General features: G+C 46.1%; 23 protein-coding genes. 11 read left to right on the forward strand and 12 right to left on the reverse strand.

Features of this window, described 5'->3' with window-relative positions:
* Positions 1-48: 48 nt before the first annotated feature.
* From NWE73_RS12035 to NWE73_RS12045, 3 genes are all read left to right on the forward strand, one after another.
* Positions 49-1,191, forward strand: coding sequence for a DUF2252 family protein (locus tag NWE73_RS12035; protein WP_277578578.1), 1,143 nt, complete (start codon positions 49-51; stop codon positions 1,189-1,191).
* The gene (locus NWE73_RS12040; RefSeq protein WP_277578579.1) at positions 1,188-2,144 is read left to right on the forward strand and encodes a hypothetical protein; all 957 of its coding nucleotides are present in this window, start codon (positions 1,188-1,190) and stop codon (positions 2,142-2,144) included. The genes NWE73_RS12035 and NWE73_RS12040 overlap by 4 nt, the downstream gene beginning before the upstream one ends.
* A gap of 74 nt (positions 2,145-2,218) precedes the next feature.
* Positions 2,219-3,088, forward strand: a complete 870-nt coding sequence (locus NWE73_RS12045; RefSeq protein WP_277578580.1) for an SMP-30/gluconolactonase/LRE family protein — start codon at positions 2,219-2,221, stop codon at positions 3,086-3,088.
* Here the strand turns inward: NWE73_RS12045 and NWE73_RS12050 are convergent.
* Both NWE73_RS12050 and NWE73_RS12055 read right to left on the reverse strand, forming a co-directional pair.
* Positions 3,085-3,714, reverse strand: coding sequence for a carbohydrate-binding family 9-like protein (locus NWE73_RS12050; protein ID WP_277578581.1), 630 nt, complete (start codon positions 3,712-3,714; stop codon positions 3,085-3,087). The genes NWE73_RS12045 and NWE73_RS12050 overlap by 4 nt on opposite strands.
* A gap of 3 nt (positions 3,715-3,717) precedes the next feature.
* Entirely contained in the window at positions 3,718-5,184 is a 1,467-nt protein-coding gene (locus tag NWE73_RS12055; protein WP_277578582.1) for an FAD-binding oxidoreductase, read from the reverse strand.
* Between the two features lie 335 nt (positions 5,185-5,519).
* Here NWE73_RS12055 and NWE73_RS12060 point away from each other — a divergent pair, with 335 nt between their 5' ends.
* Positions 5,520-6,641, forward strand: a complete 1,122-nt coding sequence (locus tag NWE73_RS12060) for a hypothetical protein (protein WP_277578583.1) — start codon at positions 5,520-5,522, stop codon at positions 6,639-6,641.
* A 74-nt stretch (positions 6,642-6,715) separates the two neighbouring features.
* Here the strand turns inward: NWE73_RS12060 and NWE73_RS12065 are convergent, their stop codons facing one another.
* The 3 genes from NWE73_RS12065 to NWE73_RS12075 all read right to left on the reverse strand — a co-directional run bounded on the left by NWE73_RS12065 (position 6,716) and on the right by NWE73_RS12075 (position 9,862).
* Positions 6,716-7,549, reverse strand: coding sequence for a flagellin N-terminal helical domain-containing protein (locus tag NWE73_RS12065; RefSeq protein ID WP_277578584.1), 834 nt, complete (start codon positions 7,547-7,549; stop codon positions 6,716-6,718).
* Positions 7,550-8,082: 533 nt separating this feature from the next.
* A complete protein-coding gene (locus NWE73_RS12070) occupies positions 8,083-8,931 on the reverse strand; it encodes a flagellin N-terminal helical domain-containing protein (RefSeq protein ID WP_277578585.1) in 849 nt (282 codons plus the stop codon).
* 295 nt (positions 8,932-9,226) lie between these two features.
* Positions 9,227-9,862, reverse strand: a complete 636-nt coding sequence (locus NWE73_RS12075) for a transposase (RefSeq protein WP_277578586.1) — start codon at positions 9,860-9,862, stop codon at positions 9,227-9,229.
* 215 nt (positions 9,863-10,077) lie between these two features.
* Between NWE73_RS12075 and NWE73_RS12080 the strand changes: the two genes are divergently transcribed.
* Positions 10,078-11,397 (forward strand): HD domain-containing protein, encoded by a 1,320-nt coding sequence (locus NWE73_RS12080; RefSeq protein ID WP_277578587.1) that lies wholly within the window; start codon positions 10,078-10,080, stop codon positions 11,395-11,397.
* Between the two features lie 3 nt (positions 11,398-11,400).
* On the opposite strand, the gene NWE73_RS12085 is transcribed toward NWE73_RS12080, so the two are convergent.
* The 4 genes from NWE73_RS12085 to NWE73_RS12100 form a co-directional block, all read right to left on the reverse strand.
* Entirely contained in the window at positions 11,401-11,937 is a 537-nt protein-coding gene (locus NWE73_RS12085; RefSeq protein ID WP_277578588.1) for an acyl-CoA thioesterase, read from the reverse strand.
* Between the two features lie 9 nt (positions 11,938-11,946).
* Positions 11,947-12,720 (reverse strand): SDR family NAD(P)-dependent oxidoreductase, encoded by a 774-nt coding sequence (locus NWE73_RS12090; protein ID WP_277578589.1) that lies wholly within the window; start codon positions 12,718-12,720, stop codon positions 11,947-11,949.
* A 71-nt stretch (positions 12,721-12,791) separates the two neighbouring features.
* The gene (locus NWE73_RS12095; protein ID WP_277578590.1) at positions 12,792-13,973 is read right to left on the reverse strand and encodes an acetyl-CoA C-acetyltransferase; all 1,182 of its coding nucleotides are present in this window, start codon (positions 13,971-13,973) and stop codon (positions 12,792-12,794) included.
* A gap of 18 nt (positions 13,974-13,991) precedes the next feature.
* Positions 13,992-14,552 carry a hypothetical protein gene (locus NWE73_RS12100; protein ID WP_277578591.1) on the reverse strand — a complete coding sequence of 187 codons (561 nt, stop codon included), beginning with the start codon at positions 14,550-14,552 and terminating at the stop codon, positions 13,992-13,994.
* Between the two features lie 361 nt (positions 14,553-14,913).
* Between NWE73_RS12100 and NWE73_RS12105 the strand changes: the two genes are divergently transcribed.
* Positions 14,914-17,118 (forward strand): hypothetical protein, encoded by a 2,205-nt coding sequence (locus NWE73_RS12105; RefSeq protein ID WP_277578592.1) that lies wholly within the window; start codon positions 14,914-14,916, stop codon positions 17,116-17,118.
* Between the two features lie 24 nt (positions 17,119-17,142).
* On the opposite strand, the gene NWE73_RS12110 is transcribed toward NWE73_RS12105, so the two are convergent.
* From NWE73_RS12110 to NWE73_RS12120, 3 genes are all read right to left on the reverse strand, one after another.
* On the reverse strand, positions 17,143-17,739 hold the full coding sequence (locus NWE73_RS12110; protein WP_277578593.1) for a hypothetical protein: 597 nt from the start codon (positions 17,737-17,739) through the stop codon (positions 17,143-17,145).
* A 65-nt stretch (positions 17,740-17,804) separates the two neighbouring features.
* Positions 17,805-18,809, reverse strand: coding sequence for a M23 family metallopeptidase (locus NWE73_RS12115; RefSeq protein ID WP_277578594.1), 1,005 nt, complete (start codon positions 18,807-18,809; stop codon positions 17,805-17,807).
* Between the two features lie 48 nt (positions 18,810-18,857).
* The gene (locus tag NWE73_RS12120) at positions 18,858-19,583 is read right to left on the reverse strand and encodes a Stp1/IreP family PP2C-type Ser/Thr phosphatase (protein ID WP_277578595.1); all 726 of its coding nucleotides are present in this window, start codon (positions 19,581-19,583) and stop codon (positions 18,858-18,860) included.
* A gap of 145 nt (positions 19,584-19,728) precedes the next feature.
* On the opposite strand from NWE73_RS12120, the gene NWE73_RS12125 reads away from it, so the two are divergent.
* From NWE73_RS12125 to NWE73_RS12145, 5 genes are read left to right on the forward strand one after another with little or no spacing between them, the layout of a single operon-like run.
* Positions 19,729-20,700: a cell envelope integrity protein TolA gene (locus NWE73_RS12125; RefSeq protein ID WP_277578596.1), complete on the forward strand. Its 972-nt coding sequence runs from the start codon at positions 19,729-19,731 to the stop codon at positions 20,698-20,700.
* Positions 20,701-20,706: 6 nt separating this feature from the next.
* Positions 20,707-21,360: a CDP-alcohol phosphatidyltransferase family protein gene (locus NWE73_RS12130; protein ID WP_277578597.1), complete on the forward strand. Its 654-nt coding sequence runs from the start codon at positions 20,707-20,709 to the stop codon at positions 21,358-21,360.
* 1 nt (position 21,361) lies between these two features.
* Positions 21,362-22,381, forward strand: coding sequence for a phosphatidate cytidylyltransferase (locus NWE73_RS12135; RefSeq protein WP_277578598.1), 1,020 nt, complete (start codon positions 21,362-21,364; stop codon positions 22,379-22,381).
* Positions 22,382-22,392: 11 nt separating this feature from the next.
* Positions 22,393-23,031: a hypothetical protein gene (locus NWE73_RS12140; RefSeq protein WP_277578599.1), complete on the forward strand. Its 639-nt coding sequence runs from the start codon at positions 22,393-22,395 to the stop codon at positions 23,029-23,031.
* Positions 23,028-24,995: an aminotransferase class V-fold PLP-dependent enzyme gene (locus NWE73_RS12145; RefSeq protein WP_277578600.1), complete on the forward strand. Its 1,968-nt coding sequence runs from the start codon at positions 23,028-23,030 to the stop codon at positions 24,993-24,995. The genes NWE73_RS12140 and NWE73_RS12145 overlap by 4 nt, the downstream gene beginning before the upstream one ends.
* The last annotated feature ends 313 nt before the right edge of the window (positions 24,996-25,308 follow it).

Genomic DNA, 25,308 nt, shown 5'->3' on the forward strand with positions numbered 1-25,308 from the left:
ATGAGGTACGCTATGAGCGCAAATTTAAGGGGTTTTTACGCCCAAAATATGATCACATTCTTGACAGTGGCTGCCCTGTTTACGCCCACCTTTGCCTCTGCCAATGGCCCCTCTTGCACGACCCTTTTTACAGAGTCTTCTGCCATCAAGCCTCTCCTGACCGGAGCCTGGAGAAAATCGTCAGCAGACCTCTTCATGGGATTTCGCTCAAATGCTCCTCACTATTGGAACTGGCTGCACGCCCAGAGTTCTCCCTTATTCTCTGTCCGTGGCGTTGTGAGTGGCGATCCACATATTCTTAATTTTGGTGATGTTCAGCTCAAAGAGGGCGGACGAAAGTATTCACTCGTGGATGTCGATGACAGCGGAGTCAATGCCCCCCTGGCAGGCGACTTCTTACGTTATTATGTGGGAAATAGAATTTCTCCGTTCAAAGTCGACAAGCAAGATTTATATCAAGCCTATGTTGACGGTCTGAATGGCAAAAAAATGGACAAGCCCGATTATCTAAAAAAAGTCGAAGATAAATCCGACGGTGACCTCTCTGCTCGTCAGGAAAAGTACCTTGCCAAGGTGACTGCGAATGATCGCTTTTCTGAAGGTGCCGAACTACAGCCCTTGAGTATCGCGCCTGCCGAAATTCAGAATCTTTATGCTCAATCTTCTGCGACCTTCAAAGCTTTGATGAAAGACTATCAAGTTCTCGATTCGGGCTTTAAGACCAAGGACAGTGGCGGAAGCCAGGGATTAGCACGCTTTTGGTTCCTTCTGGAATCCAATGGCGAGCGACATGTGTGGGAATTCAAACTTGAGAATGATCCCGCGACATCTTTATATTCCGCCCAACCACAGGCGATGTCTCGCTTTCAAAAAGTCTCTGAAACTTATCGCCCTTCCGCAGAAGTCCTGGGACCCTATCAATTCGTCACAGTCGGAGAAAATGTTTTTCTGTTGCGTGAACGCCTTGCACACTTCATCGATCTAGATCCGGCAAAGATGACAGGCAAAAAAGATCTGGAGAATGGTCAGCAGATGTCCTTGTACTTGGCCAATAAGATGGGTCAGTGGCAAAGCAAGCAACCTGCAAGCTCGGACCTTGCCAAGATCTTGGCCGACAAGAATTCCTTCGAGGAATTCAATAACCTCGCGGAAAAATACATCCAAGTGATGAAGGATGAGGCTCAGAAATGAAAATTTCAATCGTTCTCGCCCATATCGCGTTTGCTATCTTCTATACTTCTCTAGCCAGCGCCACTTCCGGGGAAACTCAAACTTTTGCGCTCTATGGAAATGGGCAAGCCTCTGAAGGCGGCGACATCAGCTGGCGAGGAGCTCAAGTAGGCATTCATCACGACATCAGCGAGAAAGCCAGTGTGGGCATCATCTATTACAATGAAGGGCATCCTGAAAACAATCACCGCGACGGCTATGCGGCGATGGGTTGGCGCAAACAAGACTTCAACGACAAACTGAGTTTTGAAGTGGGAGTGGGCCCCTATTACTCCATGAATACGACCAATATCGATGGTGAACAGTTTAACAACAAACATATTGGTGCCCTTGCGGCCGCTGCAGTTCTATATCATTTCCAGGGTTCAAACATTTCACTCCGAGCCCAGTACAATCATGCAGAGGCTTCCGGCTCCTTTAGAACAGATACTATACTTATCGGCGTGCAGGCGGATCTTGGCAGGGCGACTCATTCCCGCAATTCCAATGGCAGTTCGTATCCCACCGAGATCAGCATGTGGGTTGGCCCATCCCATACCACTCAAAGTGATGCTGGTATTCCGACGGGATATCAGGCAGAAGTACGCACCCAAGTTTCTGACAATATCGCTTATTCAGTCGATGCCTTATCAGAAGGCAACTCTGGGCTTTCTAATCGCAAAGGTGTAGCGGGCCAAGTTTGGTATGTCAGTCCCAGCAAAAATGATTGGCGTGTCGAAGCGGGCGCAGGTCCCTACCTAGCGCATGACAATGCTGAAGGCCGCAACGACAATCAACTTCTTGCGATCGTGACCATTCGTGTGAATAAAAAAGTCACCAAACGTCTGAAACTAGGAATTAGCTTTAATCGCGTCATCTCAGGAAACGACAGGGATCAGGATATGTTTCTGATAGGAATTGAAAGCAAACTTTAAAAAATAGCCTCTCATGGCCAGCTGATTTCTTTGTGCTTGGCTAATAAGATCAGCCAATGGCACAGTAAACTTTCATGATATTGAATATTTTATTTCTAGCATTATTCACTCGAGCAGACTTCTATCAATCTCAAGCAATCAGCGAGAAGGGTCTGTTTACCAAGGGCATTGAAGGCCCTGCAGTTGATGTTAATGGCAATCTCTATGTTGTAAACTTTAATAAGCCAGGCACCATTGGTATCCTTCAACCCAAACAACAGCCAGCTCTTTGGATCACTCTTCCGGAAGGCAGCATTAGCAGCTCCATTCGCTTTAATGCGACCCATGAGATGCTGGTTGCTGATTATCGCAAACATCAAATTTTGAAAATTGATCTTTCCAGCAAAAAAACATCTGTCTTTGCGAAAAACAGCGAAATGAATCAACCCAATGATTTCGCCATAGCTAAGAACGGAGATCTGTATCTTAGCGATCCCTCTTGGAGTTCAAAAAAACCAGGTCGCATTTGGACTTTAGATCAGAATAAGAAATTTCACTCTTTGGCTACGGATCTGAAAGCCGTCAATGGCATTGATTTAAGCCCCGATGAAACAAAACTTTATTTCACCGAGTCCATCAGCGGCGGACTTTACGTTTATGACCTAAAAGATCAACAGCTCACCAATAAGAAACTTCTCTATCAGTTTAAAAAAGACACAGTCGATGGGATCCGAGTCGATATGGCCGGAACTATTTATGTGGCAAGAATTACGGAAGGCCGAATCGATAGAATCTCCCCTGCGGGAAAGCTACTGAATTCAATTCAGACAAAGGGAAAAGAGCCTAACAACATGGCCTTTGGTGGTCCGGACGGCAAAACCTTGTATGTCACCATCAGAGACCTTGGAAATATAGAATCATTCACGGTCCCCGAAGCGGGCCGTGAATGGAAGTTGCAGCATTAGTTCTTATTGTCAGAGCAGATTAGCAAGGGTTTAAAAAATTCAGGCTTATGAAAGTTTGGTTTTACCTGCGGGGGCAAAGACAAACTCCAAAAACTGCGACCTGGGGATTTACCAAGGATTGAGTAGGCATTCCCAACGATTAATGAAGGATCACCATTCCAACCCAAATTTCGCAGAGGGATTCCCATTTCTGCTTTCCAACCTGTTTCAGTGCGAAGCACTTGGTGCACCATTCCCATATTGATGTTTTCCACAAAAGGCTTCTTGAGGTCATCGACACGAACTTCAAAAGTATTGTTATAAGGACTGAGTTCAAACTCATAGTAAGGCATTGAACTTGCGTTTCCCGAAACGGATATAAACAACTCAACGACGTCCCCTTGATAAGGATATTCTTTCGGACCCAATTTTTCTTTCGCATTGATGACATCAGAGCGAACTTCGAACTGGGCGATCAACATCTCCCCATCAAGCCGAAACTGCACATCCACCGGCTGAGTCAGAATTGACTGCGCAGGATAAGACAATTGCAAGGACTGCACGGCCTGAACATTTGTACAATCACTGGCTTGAACCAATGATGTCGATAGTAAGATGGCTCCTAAGACAACTGATTTTAGTCCCATAGATTAAGATCCTTTTTTCAGAGGAATGCTTTGCGCATGGGCAAAGAAATTATTTGGATCATGCTGCACTTTAATATCTATAAGCCGTTGTAAGTTGTTGCCCCAATAAGCTCGGGCATAGTCTTTAATATCTAAGTCGCAGTAATTGAAATATGCGGCACCTGACATATAAGGTCTTAAAGCATCGTGAAAGGTCTTCATGGTTTCAAGTTTGGCCTTTCCGTCGGCTTCTTTAAACCATTGAGTATAATATTGAAGTGAACTGACGGTCCCTGTGCGATGAGCAAAGGCCGTGGCATCGTCAGCGACATCACGAATAGCGCCACCATAGCTGTCGAAGATCACATCAATCCCTGAGGGAATTTTTTTAAGTAAAACGGCAATTCCCTCATCACTCATGACTTGTTTGATGTAATCAGATTTGCCTTTCATGAAGATATATTCCTGATCAAAGCTACCACCAAAGTGACGAACTGAAGACATGAAGTCCAAATCTTTGATGTTTAAAGATTCGGGCTGAGCGATCGCTGACAGTCTCGCCAGCTCACTGCGCAGAATATTTTCTGTACCTACGGTCTGACCAAGCGCTCGCACGTTAATCAGCCCATCTTTGCCTCTGCTTACTTTCATCAACGAAGTGATTTCACGAGGGGATTCTGGCGCCCATTGCTGCCATGTTTTCATCAATTGAGCTGCCACCTCTGGAGAAACTTTCCAGCTCATGCCGTAGGTATAAACGTGGGAAACTTCATGAGTTTTGAACTGCAATTTTGTGACGATTCCAAAGCTGCCGGCACCACCACCGCGCAAAGCCCAGAATAGATCCTTATTTTCGTCGGCACTGCACTGAATGATCTCACCCTTTGCATTCACCATTTCCACTTTCAACAAGCTGTCACAAGCAAGCCCCAAAGGACGAGCCAGAAGGCCATAGCCTCCGCCCAAGGTGTGACCAGTGATTCCCACTGTCGGGCAAGATCCCGCCGGAACCGCTCGCCCGTCTTTTGCCAACTCTGTATAGACATTGCCGAGAAGTGCGCCCGCGCCAGCGATAAAAGTCTGTTTGTCAGATGAAATTTGGAATTGGCTCATAGGACGGGTGTCAATGATAAGACCAGTCCCCTGCGAGAGCCCCTCGAAGGAATGCCCACCGCTACGGACTGCCAATGGAACCTTATTGGCCTGCGCCCATTGAATGGAAATCGCCACAGCCTGAGGTGTAGAGCATAAAACTCTGACGATAGGGGTTTTTAAAGTTCTTTTATTGAAAGCTTGTTGGTAAGACGCAAACTGCGCATCTTGTGGCACCAAGATCATTGCTTGATCTGCGGGAAGGGAGTTTTTCAAGTCTCGAATTGAGACAGTCTGCCCATGCGCCGTCGATAAGAAGACCGAATCCAGCAAGCTGGAAGCGATTACAGATTGAGCAACTAAAGCACCACCGAATTTTAAAAATGTACGTCTTTTCATAACAGAGGTGAAAAGCAAAGATCATGACCAGTCAGTTCAAATCAGCGACCTTTCATAACCATATAAATAGCTGCCGCACAATTTCGGCCACACCTGTTTAGTTCTTAGTCAGTGTAGTTGCCTCACGATAACGGTGAGATCCCTCCAATTCTTGAAGGATGACACTGGACGAGGCCCCACTTAAGGCGAATTTGAAATTTGGCATCTCCTCGCCACAAATCTGTTGTGTTTAATAGAACAAACACTGTCACAACATTGAATAGCACTGATGCAAAATCTAAAATGAAGGAGTAACTGCCCGGCAAGCGCTAGGTTCGGAAGGAAGGGGTTGTGGCTTGAACAGTCGCTGGTTTCCACTCATTCTTCTTCTCAATTTTCTATTTGCGTCTGGAGGATGTGCGACTTCCAAATCTAGTAAAAACGAAGAAGTCCGAATCTCAGAAATGGAAATTCAAGAAGAGCTACAACGCTTCGCCACACAGTTCTTGGAACGAACCAATCAGGCGATGATCCCGATTATGTTATCCAACGACCCTATCGCAAAAAATATAGCCATGCACCAAGTCCTCCGTCTTTCCTCGTCAGCCCTCGAGATTGCCACCGGTCCTCGAGCTGAAATGAATCTTCTGGATATGATGGCCTTCGTTCGCCTCAATCAGGACGCTCTTAGAGATCACTGGGTTCCGAAAGTTTACAAAGCGAGCGGAGAAAATCTGCTGACAGCTTTTGCTGACTCCGAGCGAGACATCACCGCTATTGCCAATGAACGACTAACCCCTGAGCAAAGGTCAACATTTGACCGACTTTTGCAATCCTGGCGGGAAGAAAACCCGAATTTTGTGATGGTCGAAGGTGTTCGCCTGACTGACTTTGCCAAACATGCTGGGATCATCGAAAGAAATCGATCTGAACAAATAGACGGTTTGATTTCAGGAATTAAAGGTGCTGTCTCAACCGCTGATCAGGCGATTCTTTTAGCCAATAGAGCCATATTTTTGGGACAACGCATGCCGTTCCTTTTACGCTTACAAGCGCGAATTGGAGTGCAGGAAATTCTTACGGACTCAATGAAACAGTTTTCTTCTGTAGGTGAAATTACTGACAAGTCCAACGAATTTACCCAAAACCTTTCCGACGTTTTGACTCAACTCAATGAGGCCATGCGACAAGCTGGGCCTTTACTAAAAGAATATCGCCAAAATTTTCCCTACGATCCGAATTCCACTTTAGGGGAAAAGCTCACCACCGCAAACCAGACTGTTGTGGAGTTGCGTAAGCTGGTCTCTGATCTTAGCAGTTTATCAACGTCTGAAGTTCAAAAAGGAACCCGAGAGATCCGCCAACAAATGAATGAACTGATTTGGGATGCAGCAAAGGCTTTGGCATTGATTGGTTCCCTGCTGATTGGACTCTGGTGGCTGGGATATTACCTGGTAAAACGCAAACGGGCTCATTGAAGATAACCAAAAACGAAAAAGGGCAGCCTATTCAAGCTGCCCTTCCCATTTCATATGTTTTCTTACTCTTTAAATTAGCCTAACAATTTCAAAGCCAATTGCTGAGACTGATTCGCTTGACCTAGAACCGACACACCCGCCTGCAACAAGATGTTATTTCTTGTCATTTCAGATGTCTCTGCCGCTACGTCAGTGTCGCGGATTCGAGAGTTTGCCGCTGACAAGTTTTCATCTGAGATCAACAAGTTATTGGATGTTGAAACCAAACGATTTTGTAGAGCACCAAAGTTCGCACGAATCGCATTCACTGAAGTGAGTGCATTGTCGACCGTAGCCAAAGAGAGCTGTGCGCCTTCCTTCGTTGCCACTGATTCTGCTGTCAGGCCCAAAGCCTCGAGAGAAGAATTCGCAGCACCGGAGTTGAAGCTGATGCGATCCTGGAAAGCATCATTGTTCACGCCCACTTGAATATCGATCATTCCGCCAGTTCCGTTCAGAAGATCGTATCCGTTGAACTTCGTCGACTCAGTAATACGCTGAACCTCTGACTTCAATTGTTGATACTCAACATCCAAGAACTTTCTTTCTGTGTCACCGATCGTGTCTGATGCGGCCTGAACACCTAGTTCTCTGAAACGAATCAACATATTGGAAACTTCGTTTAAGCTTCCCTCTGCGACTTGCACAAGTGAAATACCATCATTGGCATTTCGGTTGGCTTGTCTAATACCGCGAATTTGTCCTTTTAAGTTTTCGCTAATCGCAAGTCCCGCAGCATCGTCCGCAGCTTGATTGATTCTCATTCCAGAGGCCAATCTTGCCATTGATTTATCTGCGTTGATTCGTGTCATATAAAGGTTTTTTTGCGCATTCAACGCCGACACGTTCGTACCAATTCTTAATCCCATTCTATCCTCCGTGTTTCATGTGTTTCTTCCTCCGTGAAGTATTGCCATCCATTGGCTTAAGGCGCGATCCGTGCACCTGTTAATTAATAACTTGCTTACACCCCGGCTTCGCCGAAGTTGGAGTTTGTGAATCAAGCTCCGCTAAACTTATCGACAAAATAATGAATCATCTCGAGTCCAGATTTTTATTTTCTTTTTTATTTTTTTGATTTCTTCAGAGAGAAAATTTAGAACGCGCACACAGCGCAGAGAAATGAAAACAAGAACACGCGCCAAAGCTGGCGACATCATCGAGAGATAAGCTCCCGGAATATAATCCTACCCTATTTTCAATTGTCCATTTTCCATTCTCGATAAATGTGGCCACCACATTTATGATGGCCACGGTCGCAGGAAACAGATCAATTATTCAGCTCCATTTAGAGAGCTATCGGGCTTACACCGGGACCGCCGCAAAGCGGTCCCTTATTGAGGGTGATCTTGATCATGAAGACAAGATCGGGAACCTAGGTCACTCGAGGTTAGTCGTTAGACTAACCTTGGAATGACTTGTTCAAGAGTCCTAGTGCTACGTTCGCTTGTTGGTTCGCTTGCGCTAGTACACTAGTACCTGCTTGCAACAAGATATTATTTCTAGTCATTTCAGAAGTCTCTTCAGCCACATCCACATCTCTGATACGAGAGTTAGCTGCTGACATATTCTCAACTGATACTTGGATATTCGAAACAGTTGATTGTAGACGATTCTGAATCGCACCGAAGTCGGCTCTCATCGCTGAGACGCTCACGATTGCTGTATCAATTGCTGCTAGTGCATTTTGTGCAGAAGCTTTATCCGCTACAGAAGTCAGATTCACTCCCAATGCTGCAGAGTTCGCATCCGCTTTAGAAGCATCGAAAGAGATACGGTCGATTTCTGGATTATTTCTAGTACCAACTTGGAAGTCCAAGATAGAACCAGTTCCTGCCAAAAGTTGAGTTCCATTGAACTCTGTACCTTCGGAGATACGGTCGATCTCTGATACAAGTTGATCATATTCCACATTGAGGAACTGACGCTCAGTCGGTCCAACAGTGTCAGAAGCTGATTGCACTGAAAGTTCTCTAAGACGAATGAGGATCGAAGAGATCTCATTCATGGAACCCTCTGCCACTTGGACTAGAGAGATACCGTCTTGAGCATTTCGTGAAGCCTGTTTAAGACCGCGAACTTGAGCTTTTAAATTCTCAGAGATCGCTAATCCCGCAGCATCATCACCAGCGCGGTTGATACGGAATCCTGAAGCGAGCTTTTCCATGCTCTTATCAAGACCAATCTTCGTTCCCCACAAAACTCTTTGTGCATTCAACGAAGCTGTATTCGTGTTAATACGTAAACCCATAATTCCTCCTCCTTGAAGATTTGCCGAGTTTCAATCCATGAAACTCGTGACACCCGTTTGGTGCCGATGGGCGGTTCATTCTTACTGTACTCATCGGAGCACCACAGAATTCCTAAAGTGATACGTCTCAAAAAAGTGCATTTCTAGCCCCAAGTCCAGTGGGTACGCCGTACCTTTTTGAGGCTCAATGCGTCACCTAAGGTGCTGAAATCATTTGATAAAAATTCTCTTTAGGTGATTTAGAGAGAGGCAGAAAAATGTCTCAAAAAAGATCTCAAAGATGATTCACTCCGAATTAGATCAAGTGGTCCTCGAGCCAGTGAGGCCCAGAATCCCTATCACGAGCGAAACCAAACTCTCTTCTTCGGAGTGCAAGTTGAATGGCCTCTTTGGTTTCATCTTCATAACCTGAATTCAACCATTGCAGTTTTTTGAAAGGATCTTGAATGATCTCTAGATTGTCATAGGCCGGAATGTGCTGATACTCCAATCCCAACAAACCACGAAGAGTGCTGAATGGATAATCTTCCACTCGAGAACAGATCCCCGCATGCACGGGATTTCTATATATGTATTTATAAGCATGCTGATAGTGAATGGAGTTCTTAATCACCGTCCAATGATAGGGACCACCAAACACTTGATTCACTTTTCCTGCACGCTCCCCGATTCGCTTACTCACTTCTCGCATGAAATAGTTCATCGCCTTATCGAGATTTGCCTCCGGTGTTGAGATCAGCATATGGAAGTGATTACTCATAAGTACAAATGAATGAACACGAACATCGTACTCCCTCCATATATAATGAAGGTAATGTGCAAATATCATCCAAACATCCTCTTGGGGCAGCGCGAACCATTCTTTGTTCACGGTGCGAGCGGTTACGTGATAAGGGTACTCAGCTGTTGGGTAGAATTTTTTTCTCGGCATGCCAAACCCGATATCAATAGATAGGCCATATCCCGAAGCCCAGCCCTAGGGATTGGGGACCAATTCCTAATTCGAATCTCGACTTTTCTGACTCATTGACAGAACATAAAGCCACTGTCTACATAGGCATTATCCGCGACAATGCTGCGCCGAGCCTCAAAGGCTGGTTAGATGCCCACCTTTGGTGGGACCGGCGCACCTCAGCCCAAGGAGTGATGATGGAAATTCGGGATCCTGTTCATGGTTCTATTTATTATGCTGATCCTGAGGTGGCTGTCTTGGATACGGCTGAGTATCAGCGTCTTAGAGCTATTAAGCAGCTTGGGTTTTCGGAGTTTAGTTTCCCTGGGGCGACTCATAACCGCTATATTCACTCCATTGGTGTCGCGCATTTGGCGAGCTTGGTGTTTGACTCGATCTTTAAGGTCTATCCTTTCTCGAAGCCTTCTGTGAAAACTCGCTTCCGTCAGGTTGTGCGTTTGGCGGCTCTTCTTCATGACGTGGGTCACGGTCCGTTGAGCCATACCACTGAGTTGGTCATGCCGCAGCTTTCTGAGTTGGATATTAAAATCTACGAAGAAGAGCAAAAGTACGGCGATGCCGCTCATACAGTGATGTATAAAAATCGCAAAGCGAATCACGAGGATTATACAATCAAGTATGTCACTGATTCGCCGATCTCTGAAACGATCAAAGCGCAGTTTCCTGATATCTCGCCTGTGCATATCGCTTGCTTGATTGATAAGGCCCTGCACTGCCCGGATGACTTCTTTATCGATGCCGGTGTGGACTTCCGCCCGATTCTTTCTCAGTTGGTCAGCAGTGAGATCGATGCGGATCGCATGGACTATCTAGAGCGCGATTCTTATTTCTGTGGAACGAACTACGGTAAAATTGATTCCAACTGGTTGATTCAGAACATGACCTTCCACCGCGTGGAAAATCAACTGTACCTGGCAATGAACCGCCGTGCGCTTTATTCCTTCGATGATTTTTTGATCTCGCGCCATCATATGCATTTGATGGTTTACGGTCATCACAAGAGCATCATCTATGAAGAGATGCTCAATCGCTATCTGACTTCAGAGGATTGCACTTTCAAACTTCCAGGCGATATCAAAGAGTACACTCTGTACAACGACTATCGTCTGCATGAGCACTTAAGAAGCGTTTCAAATCCTTGGGCGCGCCGAATCGCTGAACGCCGTCCATTCAAGGTTTTATTGGAACAACATAACACCACAGAGTCAGAGCGTCCTGAGTACATGAAAAATCTTTTGGAAAAAGAAGGCTTGGAAGTCATCTGGGCCAGCTCAAAAGCACGTCTGTCGAAGTATCACACTGCTTCGCCAGAGGAACGTGCCGCGCAGATTTTCGTCGTCGATCAGTTCGATCCGTGGAGCAAACCCACTCCAATCAACCAATCGACCGAGATCTTCAAACGCTACGAAGGAACACGTATCATTGATCGTATCTATGTGGCGCCTGAAGAATTCGCACAAGCCGAGAAGATTCTGAAAGCACAAAAATACTAGAAATTAGGAAGGGCGAATGGCTGTCGAGTGAGCATCTTCGGCAGCAGCCCAGTTCTTCAGATACTCAGTCATTTGCGCCGGAGCAAGATCATGCCCTAAAGCCGACATCAGTTCTTTCGGCGATACGATCCCACCTTTTTTACTGAGGAAGCGAGTACGAATCGTACCCCAGGCGACCGCTTCACCACCGCTCATAAACGTGTGTTCGATATAGATATACTTATCATCCCAGAAGACAAGCTTGGTCTGAATCTCAAACTTCTGAAAAAGCTTAAGCGATTTTCTGAAACGCAAACGTTCCGCAACCACCACCGGATACCAGCCTTTAGAGCTGATCGTATCCAATGCCCCGATGCGAATCATATAGTCCGTGCGAGCCAGATCCTGCAAAGAAAAATACACGCCATTATTCATATGACGAAGAACATCCAGATCTGTCGGCAGTACTCGAAAAGGAGTCGGACACACATCCAACACGCCAAGCTTGCTGCGAAATCTAGAGATTATATAAGTCCAAATAAGTCGGAAAAAGAGATTCATGAATCTTCCCTAAGACAGAGCGAATCTTTGTCCATTCATCGTGGCTCCCATCGGGCTTACCAGGAATGCAATTGTTTGGGAAATCTTATCGGCCTCTGTGATTTTCAAAGAGGGATCTATGGTTTTCATTTTTTCCATCGCTTCTTTGATCGATTTTGATTCCGGGTCATGAGCCAAAATGTATTCTTCTGTCAGAGCCACGGACAACGAGTTCACAGTCACATTGAACTCACTTGTTTGCTTAGCCAAAGCTTGAGTGAACTGTATAAGTCCGGAACGAACCGCCTGCGCCACAAGATCTTCTTTAATCTTTGCCACGGGAGATTCATTCATCAAAAAGATCACGCGACCTTTTTTGCGGCTCTTGAGGTAGGCCATCACACTTTGTGTGATCATCAAAGGAAGCTTCAAATGCTTTTCAATCAAGCCATCAAAGTTTTCAATCGTGCCATCAAACTTCATTGGCGAAGGTTGCTGAATCATCAGTGCATCAATATAGATATCAAGGCCACCGAAGGTCTGAGCCGCTTTGCCGACCGCATCTTTGATTTGCTCTGGAGTTTTAAACTCCCCTTGAATCACCATCGCTCGGCCGTATTTGTCGTTGATCTCGCGTGCATCATTGATTTGATTGGTAAATGCAGAGGCCACGGATTTATCTGGATCCAAGATCACACAATCCGCACCCAAACGAGTCAGTGTCAGCACGATGCTGGAAACTGTGGTCGTCATGGGGCCCGAAATAAGTGCGACTCTTTGATGTAAATTCAATCCGTTATCCATGATGCTCCTTCAACGTTCTTCAAATTATGCGCCGAGCCTCAAAAAGGTACGCCGTACCTGAAAGGCGTCCCTTATAGTTTTTCGATGATGATGGCTATGCCTTGGCCGCCGCCAATGCAGGCTGAGCCGAGGGCGTATTTGGCGTTACGGCGGTGTAGTTCATAGACCAGGTGGTTCATGATACGTGTGCCTGATGCGCCAAGGGGATGTCCGACTGCGATCGCGCCACCGTTGACATTTGATTTTGCGGGATCCAATCCGAGTTCTTTTTCCACAGCGAGGTATTGAGCCGCAAAGGCTTCGTTGACTTCAACGAGGTCCATTTGCTCGAGTTTCAAACCAGCTTTTTCAAGGGCCTTGCGAGCGGCACCGGCAGGACCGATACCCATGATCGAAGGATCACAACCGACAGAGGCGTAGCTGACAATACGAGCGAGAGGCTTCAAGCCCAATTCTTTCGCTTTGCTTTCGCCCATCAACAAAGAGCAAGCCGCGCCGTCGACGATGCCGGAAGCACCGGCTGCAGTAACGATGCCGTCTTTTTTGAAAACGGGTTTCAAAGTTGCTAATTTATCCAACGCTGAATCTGGCTTTGGATGCTCGTCCTTATCAACTACGACCGCACCTTTGCGAGTTTCCACCGTGACCGGAGTAATCTCTTCCGCGAAGTAACCTTTTTTAAAGGCGGCATCGTATCTTTGTTGTGACTGGATGGAGTACTTGTCGGCCTGTTCGCGAGTGATGTTGTATTTCACTGCCAAGTTTTCAGCCGTGATCGCCATCGGAGTTTTTGTGTAAGTGTCTGTCAGGGCACCTGTCATCATGTCTTCAAGTTCGAAGTTCCCCATGCGCATTCCATCAAAGCGAACTTTGCGGGCCACATAAGGGATCAAAGACATCTGCTCTACACCACCAGCCAGAACCACTGTGGCTTCGCCTGTTTGAATCATTTGAACAGCATTCACCCAAGACTGAAAACCACTGCCGCAAAGACGGTTCACACCCAGAGCACCAACTCCAACTGGAACTCCCGTTTTCAAACCAATATGTCGAGGAAGATAAGCGGCATCCGCGCTTGATTGAACCACGTTACCGAAGATAACGTGATCGACTTTCTCTGCAGAAAGTCCTGCTTGTTCAAGGGTCGCTTTGGCAGCAGCGACACCTAAATCAGTTCCTGATACATCTTTGAGAGATCCGCCAAAGGCTCCAAAGGGCGTTCTTTTTCCAGCGATAAATACGATTTTTTCCATGTCCTAAGGGTAGGACTGTTACCACTGCCAGGCAAGGCCAATCATAGAAAGATCCTGATCTTTCTTCGCTTGGTGGCTAACGACTAATTCCTTATTGTTGAAGACTTTTTCTTTCAGCAAAATGTCAGTAGCAGAGGCCTTCGCATCATAATTAATCGCGGCCTTCATCCAACCTGAGTATTCCATTTTTGCAAGAGCCTGGAAGGCTTCAACTCTGAAAGAAAACTTATGTGTCGTGCCTTGTGCACTCGACGCTGGAACTACAACATCTGTCTTAAGTCTTTCTTGAGTTTCATCCACGGCACGGCCCAACATACTGGCCTTCATTGCAGGGGAATTGAACCAATAATTAAAAGTGCGATCGGCAATGCGAACCATCATATTAGACGCAGAAGATCCACTCACAGATGAATCACAAGGAATGACTTTCGCCACATCGTCAGAAGTTAACTTTGGAGTCACATTATCTACAGGAATCACCAAAGGCTTCGTCGAAGCTACATCCACTTTGGCGTGGCATTTTGAGACGCCTAAGAAGATAAGAGCAAATGAGAGTAATGATGAAAGTATAAGATCCATATACACCTCCACTTCAATTATCATTCCATCCAAAGCGTCCCTTCTCCCTTTAAAATCGAGATAATAGCCAAATTACAGATGAATCTTTCGAAAAGAGTCATTAGGTGACCAATGTGGAATCATTCGTCGTAATTTCAACACCAGACCAGCCTGTTGTCTCGCCTTGAGCCAATTGAGCACCCGCTTTGCACTACTTAGCGTATGAAAATGTGTGCAAATCCAAACAGAAGAACAGCCTTCAATGATTTCAACTAGTTGAGCATTGCTGGCCTGATCGACTGCCTCAAATTGGCACGCGTAAAGAGTTACTCGGCGAAAAGTTAAACACTGAAAATGCACGTGAAACGATTACGGAGACTTGATGAAAAAGACTAAATTCCATCGCAGCGCCATGATGCTTGCTCTCTCACTTACCATCGCTATTCCGCAGATGCCGATGTATGCGCGAGCCGCTCAAGATCAAAGCGCGGAAAATCTTTTTCCATTCGACCTATTCGGTGAACCCGATTCAACATCTGACACAACCGACACTTCAGATACGGGGCTGGTTAACACGACGCCGGTGATTCGCACAGGTGGACAACAAGGCAAAAAGAACGGCAACGGTAACAACAATAATACCGGCAAACCGAATACAGGAAAGCCAACCATGAGACCCGTTTCCGGATCGGCAATTCCTGAATCCCTAAGCTGTCCTCTTTTTGAAAACAAGCCTCATGCGGAACTTATCACTGCGATTGACGCTTTAACGTCTGAGGTGCGTGCTTCACAAGAGTGTAGCAATGAACCGAGTGTAAAATCCCTTCAAGATAATGGGAAAACCATTAAGGAAAGCATTTCGGCAATTGAAACCGTGATGGCAACTCAGGACCCGAACCAAGTCAACACGGCCCAAATTGATCAAACGATGACCTCCACTTTGCAGGCGGTCTCAAATGTTGGTGACATCTTGAACAACAACGCTTTCTTGAATTCAAAATGTGGTCGTCAGACTATGTCGACCGGAAAAGTTTTGTTGGCCTTTAATGACGTGATCAACGGCATCGCGCCCTATGCACTTTTCGCAGTTTCAATGAACGCGGCTTTGGCGCCAGCACTTCCATTCGTCATCGGTGGCGTGGTGGCCACTGCGGGTATTTCTGCAATGTCTAAAATGATTGATGCCAACACTTTGGACATGACCATTCCAGAGCATCGTAAAGCCGTCTTGCAAAATACTTGTCAATTCACGAAGGTCGCTAAAAAGGTGCGCTTCATGCAACTTGCACAAAGTGGCAAAATCGACAAGATCACACAGGAACTCGAAAAAGACGTGGCACTTTATAAAAATACATTTAGCAAACCTTCAGGTGAGCTTTCAGCTTTGCTAAAATATAAAGACACCGCTTCAAGAAATATCAACGAGATTGAGAAACAACTTGCCAGCGACCGCACGGATCTTGCCACTGTTGAGTCTCAAATCACTCAGAACAATGACGACTTGATGGTTTGTACGATGGCGCAGGAACTTGTGAACTGGTCACAAGATGGAAGATCTTTCCCAGCGTCAGTCTTCAACAATCTTGACGTCGCATCTTCACAAGCCAACAAATCACAACGCTTGCAAGCGATCACAATGAAGTCGTTAAATATGACCTCATTAAGACGTATTTCTGAACTTGCACCGCAAGCTGGCGAAAGCGAAGCCGCTCTTCGCTCTTGCGCACAAGCGGCTCGCTCTTGGATCACGGGTATCCGTCAATCGCTTGCAGCGACAGCGTCCATCATTGGACAGAATAAAATTGCACTTGAAAATGAATTGAACCAAAACATGGAATACAGAAGTTGGAAAGTTCAATACAACAGAATACAGGTGCAAAAAATCACAGTTCAGCGCGTAGGCAAAGCCATGCAGGAACTGGCAAAAGACAACTCCATCATTGATCGCTCTGAACTTGCACAAAGAATGATGATTCTGAAATCAGGCTTGTTCGGCGTGAACAGATCATGGAGTTTCGGAAAGCCTCCGGTTCTTGCTTGGATTGACCATACCAGAACAATGCACTCTCAGTCGGTATCAGCATTCTTGGCTGGAGTTCAGGCCTTGAAGTCAGGCTCTTGGAGTTTAACTGACACGGGCCAGGGCAAAACTTTGGTTTATAATAGCGTTGGCTACGGTTACATGTACCAAGACCCTAAGAAGCAGGTTCAAGATGCGAAGACGATGAAAACTCTTGGCAACTTCACCCTTGAATATCTTCCGTTGGGATCTCGTGAAAACGAATTGGTCTGTCAACAACTTGAAGGCGCTTGGTTGGATTGGAGTGCGGCAATGGACCACCTAGGCGCAATCCAGTTCTTCTGTGATATGATTGATCCTGTGTTGGATGTTAAAATGGATGCTTCAGTTGTGACTGCTTGCCGCGGAAACACTCAATTGAACGGCCGCACTCTGACGGATTCTTATGTGAATCAAGCGAAGAAGATTTTAATCAACAAGGGATACCAGGCAGAAGCGAATCTTGTAAGCAGCAAGCTCAAAGAATTGCAATGTCCGGTCCCAGCCGTATCCGTGATGAATCAATAATCGACTTGTTACCGAACGAAGTCGTTAAGGCATAATACTGACAAGATCAGAATTCACCTTGGCGACTTCGACGATATCTTCCTTCGACAAGGCCGATTGATTCGAACGAATCACCACCTGCACACCGATATCGACAAGGGCTTTGAGATCCTCTTTCACGACTCCAGAATTGACGTTATAGACAAAAGATTTTGCTCTACCAATGTCACGCAGATCGCTGAACGACAGCCCTGAGGTTGCGCTAATAATAACCAATTGCGCCCCCGCTTTGGCGATATCAATCAAATATTCTTTTGCCAGTTTAGAGCTATCCACATACAAAACAAAGCTACCGGCCTTGGCCATTTCGACCAGGTCTTCTCGGCTATAATTAGTTTTCGCAAGGGAAATACCCAACTGAATATTTTTATCTTTTAAAAGGTCGACGGTATCCGACTTATTGGTTAGACCCAATTGATTTTGACAATAGGTCACTTTTGAGACTTTGGCGATTGCGCGCAGATCCTGAGTAGAGACCGTTCCACTATCCCCCACCAGACATTCAGAAAACTGTGGAGGCAAGGCCGCAATTGATTTTATTGAGAGCAAGAAGACTGTCGTAAGGATTCCAAGAACTTTCATAAGGGCCTCCACTGACTTAAAGTCTAAGCTCTCTGGCCATGGAAACCAAAAACATTTTTATTGTGTCACTCGTCAAGAATGTAATTGATTGGATCTACTGGAGTTCCATTAATGCGAACTTCATAGTGAAGATGTGGACCTGTTGAACGTCCGGTATTACCGACTGCGCCAAGAACATCCCACTTATTAACTCTTTGCCCCACTTGAACATAGATCTGCGACATATGACCAAAGCGTGTGCTCACACCATATCCGTGGTCCACGCTGACAAGTTTTCCGTAACCTTCGTCATAACTAGCAAATGTCACGACACCATCAGCAGGAGCATAAACTGGCGAGCCCGGAGCTGCGGCAATATCAAGACCCGCATGCAAAACTGACTTTCCAGAGAATGGCGAAGATCTGTAACCAAATCGCGACGTCAACCAGCCCTTGGCAGGCTTGATATTGGGAGTCGCGCTGAGCAAGCTTTGTCTTTCCGACAAACCTTCCCACAAATCGATCACACTTTGTTCTTTAAGCTGAGTTTCTTTAACGGCCTTTTCAATGCGCACAACTAAAGAAGCATAATCTTTATCTGTCGTCTCATTGGCCAGCTCACCCATTTGATCGTTCAAAGGCTTCTTATTGGCAAAGACTTGATCCTGTTGCGCAAGAGCTTCCCCATCCGGTCTTTGCTCCATCGGCTCGTACTCTTCGATTTGCTGACCGGCTGCGGGCTTAGGCCCCATGGTCAGCTTGGTAATACGATCATCCGAATCAACATTGGTGATCAATTTCAACTTGGTTGTGAATGTTTTCACACGCTCCAGGGAGTTTTCAAGGGCACTGACTTTACTTTCAACAATCTGGAATTGCTTGATCAGTTGTGCATTTTCAACTTTGAGGCGCTTATTTTCCATGGCCTGCAAAAGCAAACCAAAATAGTCCACCATACCAGCGGCGAAGATAACGATCACAATCGCTGAGATGAAAGAAATCGCTTTCAACCATGCGGCTGAAAGGACAATCTTACGAGTCTTCCCCGTTTGATTGCTCACTACAAATAATGTGACTTTCTTTTTCTCCAAACCCTATCCTATTCGTGCAGATTACACCCCGGCTTCGCCGGAGCAGAACTATTCATGAAAGTGCAAAAGCATCACTGTCACGTTGTCATCGCCACCATTAGCCAGGGCTTGTTCTACACAGGCTTTGACCGCTTTGTCAGGTGTATTTTGATTTAAAATTTCAGAAATTCTTTGATCAGAAACCAATCCCGAAAGTCCGTCGGAACACATCAAGAAGATTTCCCCCGGAGATATTTCTCTCTCGATAATATCCGGATAGACATCCCGCTCATAACCAACACTTCGCGTGATCACATTTCTTCCGACGAATTGCATCACTTGTTCTTCAGTCATCACACCCGCGCGCAGTTGCTCGTTGATCAAAGAATGATCTTCGGTGATCTGGTACAAGTAAGGCTTCTTAAATAAATAACAGCGCGAGTCCCCAACATTTCCCACATACAAATGTTTCCCGCGAACATGAGCCATGACCATCGTGGTTCCCATGCCAGCCAGCTCTGGGCGCTCCGTCGCGGCCTTGTCGAAAATGCGGCGAGAAGCCTCTTCATATGCAAGCTGCAACAGCTCACGTGGTGATTTTTTCATGGCATCCGGCTGAAGCATCATCTCTTCAACTGTCTCAACAGCCATGGCCGAAGCCACTTCCCCACCGGAGTGCCCTCCCATGCCATCGGCCACAATAAAGAGCCCGAGCTCTCTATTGATCAAGCACGAGTCTTGATTTGTTTCACGTCGGCGGCCTACATCTGTTAAATACCACGAGTCAAATTTCATAGATGTCTCATTTTCACTCGAGAAACTCCCTTTCGTCAAAGTCTGGGGCTAGACTTTACTGGACTTGTGTCGAATTCTTTTAACACTGGCTCACCCAATCCTCATTTTGTCGTGTCATAATACCGATAGAGAGGGGTGAGGTCCTATGAAGAAGTCACCGTCTTTCAAAAAGTATGTGTCCCTTTCGTTGATCGTCCACGTTTTGGTATTGGGAGGACTCTTCCTTTTTGGAGAGAGCGAATTATTAAAGCCTAAAGAGCAAAGCGTGAGCATCGACCTTCTTACGCCTGAAGACCTTGCCAAAATGGCAGCGTTAGAAAAACTTCAGGAAAAAAGACAGGCCGAGCGCCCAATGAATCAAATCGTTGAGCAGAATGAAAATTCTGTGAACGAAAAAGAGCCCGTGGATGCACGATTCCTCAGCGCTAAGAACCAACAGGTCACCAAGCAAACTGTTGCCGTGGACAAAGGCGAATTTCAAAACTTGAAAAAAGCCGCCAAGCCAAGATCAGGTCCCAAAGGAGACGGCAAAGTTAAAGCCGAGGCCAAAGAGGACGTGAAGTCGCGCGAAGAAAAGGTGGCAAAGGATCTGTTTAAAAGCTTCGATCCTAGCGCCGCTTTGGAGAGACAGAAACAACGCGATCAAGCTGCGAACGAAGCCGGCCAAGGCCTAGGTCGTGGTGATGGCTCTGAAGTTGCCAAAGACGGTTCGGATGCGAGTAAAACGAACGACTATATTAAAGACGTCGAGAACGGACTTGAAACCATGCTTAATACACGTGAGTTCAAGTACTACTCTTACTACAATCGTATTCGCCGTCAGCTTTCCCAACACTGGGAAAGCCGCGTGCGCGAAAAGCTGACCAAGATGTTCAAAGAAGGTCGTTCTCCAGCCTCCACGGCAGGTCAGGACCGCGTGACAAAATTGATGATCGTCTTGAATGACAAAGGAACCCTCGTGCGTGTTCAAGTGCTGATGGATTCCGGCGTTCATGATCTCGATGATGCCGCTGTCGAAGCCTTCCGTGCTGCTGCTCCTTTCCCAAATCCTCCGAAAGGAATTATTGAAGGAGACGGAACAGTGAAAATTCGCTGGGACTTCGTTCTAGAAAGCTAAAATCATATGCTCTACTCCCTGAAAGCCAGATTTCAAAAACTGGCAACCTCATTTGCATTTTCAGGAATGACAGCCAACCATGCAAGCTTGCTGGGTTGGCTTTTTGTCTTTTTGTCGACGGCCGCTCTTTATTTCGGTCTGTCTAAATTAGATCCGGGAAATTTGAACTCGGCATGGCCCTTGTTGGCATTTCCAGCTCTAGTGCTCCTGCGATTGGTCTTTAACGCTTTAGACGGAATGATCGCCCGGGCAAACAATGCCGCCACTCCAATGGGTGAGGTTCTCAATGAGCTTGGCGATATTTGGGGCGATACCATTTGCTATGGGATTCTATTCTTCATTCCCTTCGTAAACGCCTTTCATCTCGCGCTCTTCCTTGTTTGCTGTTGGTTTGCAGAATTCACGGGACTACTGGGCCGCGCTCTGCCTGGTCATATTCGACGCCAAGAATCCGTTCTGGGTGGCAAGCCCGAACGCAGTCTTCTCTTCTGTGTATTTGCTGTGATTTGCTTCTTTGCGCCGATGACGGCGATGTATATCAATCAGTTTTTACTGGTATTGACGGTTCTGACTTTCCTTACTGGTATTTTAAGAATTTATAAAATTAGAAAACAAACACAAGGACTCAGCTACCAATCACACACTTTGTACGGCAGGTAAGATGTTTCAGATCGTTTTCTTTGTGATCGCAAATGGGCTCGCCCTTTATCAGTTCGGAAGTACCGGCCAGACTTCGCTGCTGATGTTCTTTCTTATTTGTATTGGTCTTCTTTCTTTTTTCTCTGTCCTCATTACCAAACTTGAAAAAAAAGGACATAAAAGTGCTCACGAGCTGATGGCCAGAACCTTGACCTTTTGGTGGATGCTTTCTCTTTTTGGCATTGCTTTAGTGCTGCATCCTGCGGTCCTAGCCCTCTTGCTCTGTGCTGGAAGTTTATTATCCCTGGCCGAATACCACAGCCTGGTTTTTCCAAACGAAAAGTCTTTAAAGAAAATCATCGAAGATCGCTACTTCTTGTTCCCGGCTCTGGGTTGCATGATCAACTACCTGCTATTGTATTCAGGCCTGGAGCATGAATTCCTCGGCGTCAGCGCAACCTTCCTGGGTGTGCTCATTCCCATTTTCTATGTGATGCAGAATCAGACCGATGGCCCCGCCCGCAGTCTTTCTGCAGTGACTTTGGGATATAGTTTTTTTGCAGTGCTATTGCCATTAGCCTTCGCTTTATATCGCATGGAAGCCCACGCCTTTCTGCTTGTCGTCTTCCTGACTGAAATTCGCGATCTGGTGTCTTATTGGATTGGCAAAGCCTTCTCTAAAACTCCGGTGAACTCTTCAATGTGGAGCCAACTGGTTCATAAAAAAGTAGCTGCCAATGTCAGCCCGCAAAAAACCTGGTGGGTGGGAATTGTCAGCACAATCGTTCTTTTACTTATTGGACTGCCCTTGAGCTTCAGCGTCCTTCATTTGGATAATATCGGCTTGACCAAGTTGATGCTTGTTATTGTGGCGATTGGAATCCTTGGACTCTTTGGCGATTTGGCGTTCTCATTAATCAAACGTATTCACGGACAAAAAGATTCTGGCACTTGGTTACCGGGAGGATCTGGCATCATTGATCGTATTGATGCTTTGGTTTTCACTATTCCGGTCGCATATTTTCTAATTAAGTTTTTATAAAAGGATTCATCATGGATATCGGCTTGTACCTTTTAAAGTATCCTTTTCGCAAAGTAATTGGTTTCCTTCTGCCAGCTTGTGAAAATGTCGACCCCAATAAAATCAGCTATGCCCTCATGCCGGTCGGCATATTGATGGCGGCGGTTTATTACTACGCCATGACTGGCGGACCTGATTTTCTATTTATTGTCGGCGGCCTTCTGGGGCTGGTGCGTATGGTGGTGGCCACGCTGGATGGCTTGGTTGCCGTTCACTACAAAAAATCAACTGTGCTTGGAGACATCCTCAATCGCATCACTCCTGAGCTTTGCGACATGATTTTAATTCCCACTTTAGTCATCACGAAAGGACTTTATCCATTAGGAGCATTTGTTCTTTTGTTTGCGTGGGCCGTTCCATTCTTTGGACTCTTTGGTGCACCCTCAGGTTTGGCCGTGCAAAGTGTTGGACCGGTAGGACAAACAGATCGCCTGGCGGCACTCATGCTTTGCTCGCTTTTCCAGTTTTTTAGTATTCGCTTTAATTGGGGCTTGGACTTTATTCTTTATTTCTTCTATTGGGTGATTATCGGCGGGACCATCACTCTGATGATTCGCTTCACTCGTGTCTATAAAGAGGCTGCAAAGAAAGATCGAGGTCAGACATCATGACCGAATTAAAACTCCTCGAATTTCGCAAAGGTCTGCCTTTTTTGCAGGGGCAATGCTTCCTCAACTATGCTGCCACCTGCCCGGTGCCCACGTCGAGCATCAAAGTCATGCAAGACGAAATCGGCCTGATGCAAGAGCCTTTGGGAAAACACTTCTATCAAAGCTTAAATAAAGTCGAAATGATCCGCAAAGAACTCGCACGCTTTCTGGGAGCTCATGCGGGCGAGATCGCCTTCGTACAAAACACCTCGAGCGCGGTTAGCACCATCGCCCTGGCTTTGAACCTACAATCTGGCGACAAAGTGCTGGTCCCCGACAATGAATTCCCCTCCAACTATTACCCTTGGAAGAATCTTGAGCGCTTCGGTGTTGAACTGGTTCCCTTCTCGATCAAAAAAGATCAAACCATCACTGACGCTCTTTCGGGATTAGATCTTAATAACGTCAAAGTAATCAGCGTGAGTGCGGTGAGTTTTGAAACCGGCAAACGCATTGATCTGAAAGAGTTCGCCGACTTCTGTCGTAGAAACAAAGTCTATTCTTGTGTCGATGCCATTCAAGCCATCGGCAACACTCCCATCAACTGTCGGGAGATGGGCTTTGACTTTCTCGCTTCCGGTTCCCAGAAATGGCTGTTGGGCTCTGTGGGTTGTGGCTTCATCTATGCCCGCACAGAACTTCTCGAAACTTTATTTGTCCCGATGGTAGGATGGACCAGCCATCGTTATCCTGAATACTTCGATCTGACCAAGCTTGAGTTTTCCAATGAGATGACCCGCTTTGAACCCGGCCTGCCCAACTATGTTCCTATTTTGGGAATGGGAGAGTCTTTACGCCTGATCAATGATTTCGGCATCGATAAAGTTCACGCGCAGATTCAGGGCCATCTTCGCTTTCTTAATGAAAAGCTCACGGCCCTCAATCTCGAACTTTTAACTGGAGAAAAAGATCTGACCGCTGGGATTCTTTGTTTTAGAATTCCGCAGAAGGTCGATCACCGCAAAGTTCACGAGTTCTTTGAAAAGAAAAAGATTTCCGTCACTGTTCGTGGCGATTACGTTCGCGTCTCGCCGCACTTCTTCACTTTGCATTCGGAGCTGGAGTTCTTTGTAAAGTCCGTGGCAGAACTCATCGAGAAACCTTTGCCACAGGCGCACACAGTTACAGCCAAGTCCGCGGTCTCAACATCTCTTCAAGAGCCAGTCATCATCAATGGCGCCACAGGAAACCTTGGTATGTTGGTAGCAAAACAATTTTTGGCTCATGATCAGGCCATTTTCCTGCTTGGTCGCAACGAGCCTAAGATGACAGCCTTCCTGCATAATCTCTCTGCGAAGGAAAAAGCACTGATTGCCGGATCGGCATTGGTGGACTTTACCTCTGAAGGATGGCTGCAGAAATTGAAATCGCAAATGCCGGCCATTAAATATTCAGGTCTTATCAACGCCTCTGGCGGCCTGACAGTCGACTTGCTAGAAAATCAAAATGAAAAACAGATTCGCGAGATTTTTGAAGTGCAATTCTTTGCCCCTCTTCAATTAATTCAGACTTACCTGAAAGAATGGAAGAGCAATTCTCCGCTGGGAGTTTTAAACATTCTGTCTTCGAGTGGTCGCTGCGGCTATCCTTTGCTGAGCACCTACGCCTCATCACACGCCGCCTTGTGGACTTTGACCGAATCCTTGCAGCGTGAGCAAGCAGAGCATGTGCCTTTCATGACCTACGTTGCTCAAAGCCAGCACTCCCCTTTACAAAAGGATATGGGCCGTACATCTTTGCGCTACTATCAAATCGGCAAATCCTTTGATTATGCGATTCCTGAAGACGTTGCCATCGACGTGGTAAATCAGTTCTTCGAAGGAGAATCACACAAAGCGGATTTTAATTTGAAACTCAAGCTTTGGATCAATGCCATTGCCCCAGATTTTTTCAGCAAACAAATTGCAAAAGCCTGGCGCCGCTAAAACTCATGGCGTGGGCTAAGCCAATTTGCGATGAAACCATGCGACACCGGCGCCGAAAGTAGTTGTGACCTTACCCCCATTTTTAGTACCACCACTTTGCATAGTGGAGCCTAGAGGATGGCCCTCACCTTTCTTTTAGACATCACCATTTATGTGTAACTCAAAGCCCATTTGCAGCTTACTGTCTAAACTATAAACACCTCAGTTACCTGAAAACCCTTTATATTTGATATCTTAGGCGCCTTTCTTGGCGCCTTCTTTGTAATAACCACTTCAACTGGGCTGGCAAAATATGTTAACTGTTTGGTTAATT

Origin of the sequence: Bdellovibrio svalbardensis, from assembly GCF_029531655.1 — a bacterium.
Classification (GTDB): domain Bacteria; phylum Bdellovibrionota; class Bdellovibrionia; order Bdellovibrionales; family Bdellovibrionaceae; genus Bdellovibrio; species Bdellovibrio svalbardensis.

Bases quoted from the DNA above. Each gene is read 5' to 3' on its own strand.
- NWE73_RS12035 (WP_277578578.1), top strand. From the start codon at position 49: ATGATCACATTCTTGACAGTGGCTGCCCTGTTTACGCCCACCTTTGCC.
- NWE73_RS12040 (WP_277578579.1), top strand. From the start codon at position 1,188: ATGAAAATTTCAATCGTTCTCGCCCATATCGCGTTTGCTATCTTCTAT.
- NWE73_RS12045 (WP_277578580.1), top strand. From the start codon at position 2,219: ATGATATTGAATATTTTATTTCTAGCATTATTCACTCGAGCAGACTTC.
- NWE73_RS12050 (WP_277578581.1), bottom strand. From the start codon at position 3,714: ATGGGACTAAAATCAGTTGTCTTAGGAGCCATCTTACTATCGACATCA.
- NWE73_RS12055 (WP_277578582.1), bottom strand. From the start codon at position 5,184: ATGAAAAGACGTACATTTTTAAAATTCGGTGGTGCTTTAGTTGCTCAA.
- NWE73_RS12065 (WP_277578584.1), bottom strand. From the start codon at position 7,549: ATGGGATTAAGAATTGGTACGAACGTGTCGGCGTTGAATGCGCAAAAA.
- NWE73_RS12070 (WP_277578585.1), bottom strand. From the start codon at position 8,931: ATGGGTTTACGTATTAACACGAATACAGCTTCGTTGAATGCACAAAGA.
- NWE73_RS12075 (WP_277578586.1), bottom strand. From the start codon at position 9,862: ATGCCGAGAAAAAAATTCTACCCAACAGCTGAGTACCCTTATCACGTA.
- NWE73_RS12080 (WP_277578587.1), top strand. From the start codon at position 10,078: ATGATGGAAATTCGGGATCCTGTTCATGGTTCTATTTATTATGCTGAT.
- NWE73_RS12085 (WP_277578588.1), bottom strand. From the start codon at position 11,937: ATGAATCTCTTTTTCCGACTTATTTGGACTTATATAATCTCTAGATTT.
- NWE73_RS12090 (WP_277578589.1), bottom strand. From the start codon at position 12,720: ATGGATAACGGATTGAATTTACATCAAAGAGTCGCACTTATTTCGGGC.
- NWE73_RS12095 (WP_277578590.1), bottom strand. From the start codon at position 13,973: ATGGAAAAAATCGTATTTATCGCTGGAAAAAGAACGCCCTTTGGAGCC.
- NWE73_RS12100 (WP_277578591.1), bottom strand. From the start codon at position 14,552: ATGGATCTTATACTTTCATCATTACTCTCATTTGCTCTTATCTTCTTA.
- NWE73_RS12105 (WP_277578592.1), top strand. From the start codon at position 14,914: ATGAAAAAGACTAAATTCCATCGCAGCGCCATGATGCTTGCTCTCTCA.
- NWE73_RS12110 (WP_277578593.1), bottom strand. From the start codon at position 17,739: ATGAAAGTTCTTGGAATCCTTACGACAGTCTTCTTGCTCTCAATAAAA.
- NWE73_RS12120 (WP_277578595.1), bottom strand. From the start codon at position 19,583: ATGAAATTTGACTCGTGGTATTTAACAGATGTAGGCCGCCGACGTGAA.
- NWE73_RS12125 (WP_277578596.1), top strand. From the start codon at position 19,729: ATGAAGAAGTCACCGTCTTTCAAAAAGTATGTGTCCCTTTCGTTGATC.
- NWE73_RS12130 (WP_277578597.1), top strand. From the start codon at position 20,707: ATGCTCTACTCCCTGAAAGCCAGATTTCAAAAACTGGCAACCTCATTT.
- NWE73_RS12135 (WP_277578598.1), top strand. From the start codon at position 21,362: ATGTTTCAGATCGTTTTCTTTGTGATCGCAAATGGGCTCGCCCTTTAT.
- NWE73_RS12140 (WP_277578599.1), top strand. From the start codon at position 22,393: ATGGATATCGGCTTGTACCTTTTAAAGTATCCTTTTCGCAAAGTAATT.
- NWE73_RS12145 (WP_277578600.1), top strand. From the start codon at position 23,028: ATGACCGAATTAAAACTCCTCGAATTTCGCAAAGGTCTGCCTTTTTTG.